The organism is Paenibacillus sp. HB172176, assembly GCF_011947265.1.
Taxonomy (GTDB): Bacteria; Bacillota; Bacilli; order Paenibacillales; family Paenibacillaceae; genus Pristimantibacillus.
The window spans coordinates 113,662-119,661 of sequence record NZ_JAATHD010000020.1; the positions used below are offsets into that span (position 1 = coordinate 113,662).

5 protein-coding genes are annotated in these 6,000 nt (G+C 55.9%); 2 read left to right on the plus strand and 3 right to left on the minus strand.

The genetic code is table 11. The features are described 5' to 3' along the window. Window positions 1-202 precede the first annotated feature (202 nt). A complete protein-coding gene (locus HFP08_RS21670; protein ID WP_168122699.1) occupies window positions 203-1,408 on the plus strand; it encodes an MFS transporter in 1,206 nt (401 codons plus the stop codon). 16 nt (window positions 1,409-1,424) lie between these two features. On the opposite strand, the gene HFP08_RS21675 is transcribed toward HFP08_RS21670, so the two are convergent. From HFP08_RS21675 to HFP08_RS21685, 3 genes are all read right to left on the minus strand, one after another. Then, on the minus strand, window positions 1,425-2,216 hold the full coding sequence (locus HFP08_RS21675) for a lipid II flippase family protein (RefSeq protein WP_168122715.1): 792 nt from the start codon (window positions 2,214-2,216) through the stop codon (window positions 1,425-1,427). A 188-nt stretch (window positions 2,217-2,404) separates the two neighbouring features. Continuing rightward, window positions 2,405-4,264 (minus strand): ATP-binding cassette domain-containing protein, encoded by a 1,860-nt coding sequence (locus HFP08_RS21680; RefSeq protein WP_168122700.1) that lies wholly within the window; start codon window positions 4,262-4,264, stop codon window positions 2,405-2,407. Then, on the minus strand, window positions 4,254-5,111 hold the full coding sequence (locus HFP08_RS21685) for an ATP-binding cassette domain-containing protein (protein ID WP_168122701.1): 858 nt from the start codon (window positions 5,109-5,111) through the stop codon (window positions 4,254-4,256). The genes HFP08_RS21680 and HFP08_RS21685 overlap by 11 nt, the downstream gene beginning before the upstream one ends. A gap of 122 nt (window positions 5,112-5,233) precedes the next feature. Here HFP08_RS21685 and HFP08_RS21690 point away from each other — a divergent pair, with 122 nt between their 5' ends. Beyond that, window positions 5,234-5,860, plus strand: coding sequence for a biotin transporter BioY (locus HFP08_RS21690; protein ID WP_168122702.1), 627 nt, complete (start codon window positions 5,234-5,236; stop codon window positions 5,858-5,860). The last annotated feature ends 140 nt before the right edge of the window (window positions 5,861-6,000 follow it).

Consider the following 6,000-nt stretch of genomic DNA (forward strand, 5'->3'; position numbering starts at 1 on the left):
CAACAGCCTCACGTCCTGTTCTTCGATCTTTTCGCGGTACTCATGTCTTATTCCTAATGTTTATCTTATCGTCCATTTCTAAACGATGTTGAACCTAATTCTTACAAAATTATTACGAATGCCAATCGAAATTTGAAAATATCGTGACATCCTCCTTGCTCATCAGCTAAAGTGGAGAAGGAAAGGGGCTTGATGCAACGCTATGGAACGACGTTTGTTTACTATCGTCACGCTGCTCTATTGGACTTCCATGTACATCTATGTGCCTACGCTGTCTCCGTACTTAAGCGATCTTGGATATTCCCTGCCGTTCATTGGCATTGTGCTCGGCAGTTATGGCCTCGTGCAGATGCTTGTGCGTTTCCCGCTTGGCGTTCTGTCGGATCGCCTCGGCAAGCGCAAACCGTTCATTCTGCTCGGTTTTGTAAGCGCCGGCGGCAGCTGCATGCTGTTCTTGCTTCCGGATCTGTGGATCTGGCCGCTTGCGGGCAGACTGCTGGCCGGCGTATGCGCCTCGACCTGGGTTGCGTTCACCGTTATGTACGCCGCCTTCTTCGCTCATGGCGAAGCCGGCAAAGCGATGGGCAACATTAGTGTCATGACCGTTTCCGGACAGATGGCGGGCATGCTCCTCAGCGGCTGGCTGACGGATGATTTCAGCCCGAAGGCTCCCTTTGTCGTTGGAATCGCCGCAGCTGTAATCGGGCTCGCGCTTTCCCTCTTCCTGCGCGAGAGCCATACTTCGCTGGATGAGGGGAAACGCATGTCGCTGGATAGAGTTGGCAAGGTTGTCCGCAACTCCACTCTGCTGCGCGTATCGATGCTCAGCATTCTCGCGCATGGCGTACTATTCATTACAATGTTCGGCTTCACCCCGCTCAAAGGCGCGGAGTTAGGCGCAAGCGGAATAGAGCTGACGCTGCTGGTATTCGCATTTATGCTGCCGCACGCGACAGCCTCCTTTCTCACTGGCAGCCGATTCGCGCCTGTTTTCGGCCCATGGAAGGTCATAGCGGCCGGTTTTATTCTAAGCGGCATCTGCACGGGCTCTATGCTCTTCATAGACCGGCTTCCGCTGCTCTATCTCTCTCAGGCGTTCAACGGCTTTGCGCAAGGCCTGCACTTGCCGCTCCTGCTTGGGTTGGCCATAAGGGATGTGCAAGAGCGAGGACGGGCAACCGCCATGGGTTTGTATCAAGCGATTTATGCAATAGGCATGTTCTCCGGCCCCTTCCTCGCAGGCTGGCTGAATGAGGAATGGGGGCTTGGCAGCGGATTTGTGTTCGGAGCGCTGTTAACGCTTATCGCGACTTCGCTCGTTTGGCGTTGGTCGATTGCTGACAAGAGGAAGAGCGATGGGAGGATGGATCACAACGGAAATGCTGGCTTGAGGAAAAGTGAAGGGTAGACGGACACGAATAAACCTAGAAAATAGAAATGATCAGGAGAATGAAATGCGAGGCGGGAACAAGCAGCGCCTGAGCCAGTATCGTGCCGAGCAATCGCGAGAGCATAAGCAGGCCGAATGTTTTCTGAAGTGCGCCGAGCTTCCTCTCGCCTTTCATCACTCTATCGGTGAGCAATCCTATCTGCGGATCGATAAGCAGCGCGAACAGAATGGTTGCCATGCCGTTAATCAATCCCGAGGATTGCGAGGCTGTAGTTGACCATTCCGTCGTCAGGGACGCCGCGAGCAGCGCTGCCAGCACGCCGATTGTGTAGAGTGCGGTAACTGTCGTATTGAGCAGAATGAGCCGCTTCGGAATGCCTCCGACACGCAGCCGGGACAGCATGGCAAGGCGTGGAATGCGCAAATGGAGCCGAGCGTTGCGGATTCGCTTCACGGATGCGAAGGAACGAAGCATACTCGGGATGGAGCCCGACGCTTCGAGATTGGCGATTACACGCGTTGCCGCCCTCGAAGCGCTTGGAAGCAGCAGAATCGCTGCTAAGGTTCCGAGCGAGGCGGCGCCGATAATGATGCGGAAAGGATCAACGAGCTCGAAGCTTGCGTGAAGCTTCGCGTAATCGATAATATTGCCGGTGAGCGGAGCCTGAGCCATATTGGCCGTGCGCGAGACCAGCAGTATTATTCCCGTCAAGGACAGGGATACAGCCAGCTTCCCCATTCTTACGCCTGCCAATCGCAGCGAATAGGTCAAGGTCTCTGACAGATGAATGATAAACGTGAACAATGCGGCAAGCATCATTTGCATGTGCAACGCAGGTTCCCTCCTCTAAGCGAATATGAATAATCATATCGAACCTTGCCGCTTTGAAAAAGAGAAAGAAACTCGTTGAACGTTTCACATTTTGGCTAAAATCCTTGCGAAATTCGTGTTCCGAGAAGTGAACGGCTCACCCTCCGGAAGAGACGGATGGCCTAACCCGCGTTGAAACCCCACTAAACCAGCTGAAGCAAAAATAAGCTTAAAAGAATGGCAGAGCCCAGAAGAACGGCGTCCTGCTTTGCCGGCTTAAGGCGAAAGCCGTAGGATGCGGGTTGTCCGCTCTCGCCGAACCCTCTAGCTTCGAGCGCCTCCGCCATGCCTTCTCCGAGTCTGAGCACAGCCCGCAGAAAGGGCAAGAGAATGACCGGCAGCTGCCTTAGCGGCAGCGCGCCCAAACTTCCTGTCGCTTTTCCTCGCGCATGCGCCAATTTCGCGAACCTCCCCCACTCTCCCATAATTAACGGAATAAATCGAAAAACGAGCATCACCAGCAAGCCGAACACATGAACGGGCACGCGAAGCTTCGCAAGCCAACCCAAGCTTTGTTCGATAGCCCGCTGCAGACGAAACGGCGCAATAAGCTCCATGAGCGGCATGCCGAGTCCGAATATGCAGAGCAGGGCCAGCATCCTCACCGCCACAGGCTCGGCCGATTCCCAGTGAAACTGCAGCGGACGAAGCGATATGCCGCCGAAAACAATTAGAATGATCGTCATAACGGCGAAAGCCCGAATCAGTCGCAGCTTCCCTCTGTACAGTGGGTAGAAAGGAGCCGCAGCCAGCAAGGAAATCATGACTCCCATAACAGTCTGAGCTATAGTGCTTAAGGTCAGCAAGCTTGCGGTCAGGAGCAGATATGAAGCGATTACCGCGCGCGGATCGAACCAATCGGATCGCAGACGCTTGCGTCTTGTCGGCGATGGTTGCAAGTGCTGAGATGAAGCTGCCTCGGAGATGACAGATTGCTCAGATACGATCGATCCTTGATCTTGCATTAACGATAAGACAGCAGTCTGCGGCGCTTGATCCTGCCAATCGGTCGCGGGCGAGGATTGCTCTGCGGGCGGCTCGCAGCGCTGGGGAACCTGCCGCAGCAGCGCGGGAGCGAGCGCCGCGGCCAGCTCGCGCGGCGAGAGCGCCGGCGCAGCGCCGCAGCTCCCGGCGAGCGCCTCCGGCGGCAGCGCCGCCTGCCCGCGCAGCAGCGCCAGCGCGCGATGCGCCTGAGGCGCGGCAGCGCCGAGCGATAGCGCCGCCTCTGCGGGTGCCGCTTCGCGGACGGCGCCGTCTGCAACCACGACGACGGCGTCCGCGAGCGGCAGCAGCGCGTCGAGGTCGTGCGTGGCTACGACCGCTCCGCGCCCGGCCGCTCTGTGCGCGGCGAGCACCGCGCGCAAACGCTCGATCCCCTCGGCGTCCAGTCCCGCCGTCGGCTCGTCAAGCAGCAGCCAGTCCGGCTCGCACGCGAGCAGACAGGCCAGCGCCAGCCTGCGCTGCTGACCGCCGCTCAGCGTCCATGGATCCCGCTCCAGCAAATCCGGCTGCAGCCCGACCTCCCGCAGCGCCGACATCATGCGCCGCTCTGCCTCCGCGTCCGGCAGCTTGTACGGCCGCAGCGAATAGCGCAGCTCATCCCTTACCGTATTCGCGAACCATTGCGACTCCGAATGCTGCATCGCGATGCCTGTCTTCAGCAGAACGCAGCGATTCAGCTTCCGTTTTGAAGAGCTCTTGGATGTACTCGCGAGCTCGGATGCACCTTGCTTGCCGGAGTCGCCGCTTTTCTTCCCTGCTGTCATTTGCCTTCGGGATTTGCTCAGCCACAGCGGCTCATGTCCAAGGAGAATCTCTCCTCCATCCAGCTCTCTTAACCCCGCGAGCGTCTCCAGCAGCGTTGACTTGCCCGCTCCATTATGACCGATGACCAAGATAATGCTCCCTGCTTGCAACGAAACGGTTACGCCGCTGAGCAGCAGCATGCCCTGTTCGTCATTGCCGCGAACCGCGACATCGCGCAGCTCCCAATTATCCGCCATAGCTTATCACCGCCTCTGCAAGCTGCTCCGCCGTGAACGGCAGCGGTCGCAGATCGATGCCTTCCTTGCGAAGCTCCCAAGCCGTCTCGACCGCATAAGGAGGCTTTAATCCCAGCAGCTCTGCAGCGCTGCTCCCCTCCTTGTCTTCTCCACGCTCGAACAACGTCTCCGCTTTGCCGTCGAAAGCCAGTTCTCCGCCTTGCATCACCAGAACGCGATCCTCGCTGCGAAGCTCCGGCAGCTTCTGGGTTATCCACAGCACCGTTACGCCGTCGCCGTGCAGCGAGCGGATACGCTCTTGCACATATAACGAAGCATGCGGATCGAGCATCGAGGTCGCTTCGTCGAAAATAAGCATTGGCGCCCCGCCCGCAAGGCAGCCGGCAATCGCCGTTAATTGCAGTTGTCCGCCGGACAAGCTGCTTACGCTTTGCTTCATTCTCTCGCCTAGACCGACCGCCTGAAGCGCCGCTTCCGCCGCAGCCGCGATAGGCTTCGAAGCCATGCCTTGCCGCTCCAGCAAAAGCACAACATCCTCCCAAGGCGTATCTCCAATGATACCTGCATGCGGCTGCTGCAGCAGGATCGGAATTCGCCCGCCTTGGCGCCTCGTACAAGCCTCTGAACGTCGTATTTCCCCGGATACCAGCGCCATAGGCACGCCAGCAATCAGCTTTGCCAGCGTACTCTTCCCGCTTCCGTTCGTACCAATCAGCGAAATCCATTCACCTTCTTTGATCGACAAGCTGATATTTGCAAGAATGGGCTTCTGCTGTCTCTCCTCTTCCATGCTGTCCCCATGCAGTGTAACGTCCTTCAATCGAATCCAATCTCCATCTCTGTCCAAAAAAATCTTCCCCTTGCCTCTTCCCAAATGAAAATGTCTATGCTAGAATCCGTATTGTTAACCTATTACAAGGATACTTGGTTAACAATAAAATTGCAATGATAAAAAGGAGACCTTGTCAAATGCACAGCCGTTCCATTCGATCCATCGTATTTATTGCTTTATTCGCAGCCTTGTTCATTGTACTTAGCGAAATTTCAATCAAGCTTACCGCCTCGCTTGTACCGTTCACGCTGCAGACCCTAGCCGTAATCCTGTGTGGATTATTCCTGAAACCGCGCGACGCCTTCGTCAGCATTTTCATCATCATTGTACTTGCGGCTTTCGGGCTTCCGCTCTTTAGCGGTCAAGGAGGCATTTCCACTTTAATTGGCTATACAGGCGGATTTATTGCTTATTTCCCCTTCGGCGCCCTGCTCATTTCGCTGTTTGTGGAGAAGGTGCTTGGCTCCGCAGCTATTATGCGAAGCAAGACTTTGCTTGCGATTTCCTTATTTATCGTCTTTGAGGTTTGCAGTTCTCTGCTGTGCTATATTCCGGGTGTTTCCTGGTTCATGTATTCGCTTCATTACGATTTCCAGAAAGCGATGACAGCGTCCTGCTATCCATACTTGCTGGGAGATGCGATAAAAGCCGCCTTTGGCGTCATCATTGCGTTATCGCTCAAGCCGTACATTGTGAAATTTCGAAAATCGAATTCAGGCACTGCCTCGGCAGCCGCTGCCACGCATTCCTCATCTATCGTTTAGTCCAAGCCAGCTTGCCAGGACGTGTTTGCAAACACGCCCCAGCAAGAGTAGAGTAGAGAACTGAATTTCGTTGGAGGGCGCAAGCCCTCTAGTTACTTTCCAGTTCCCCCTTCATCAAACCGGACGTGAGGTTTTCCCTC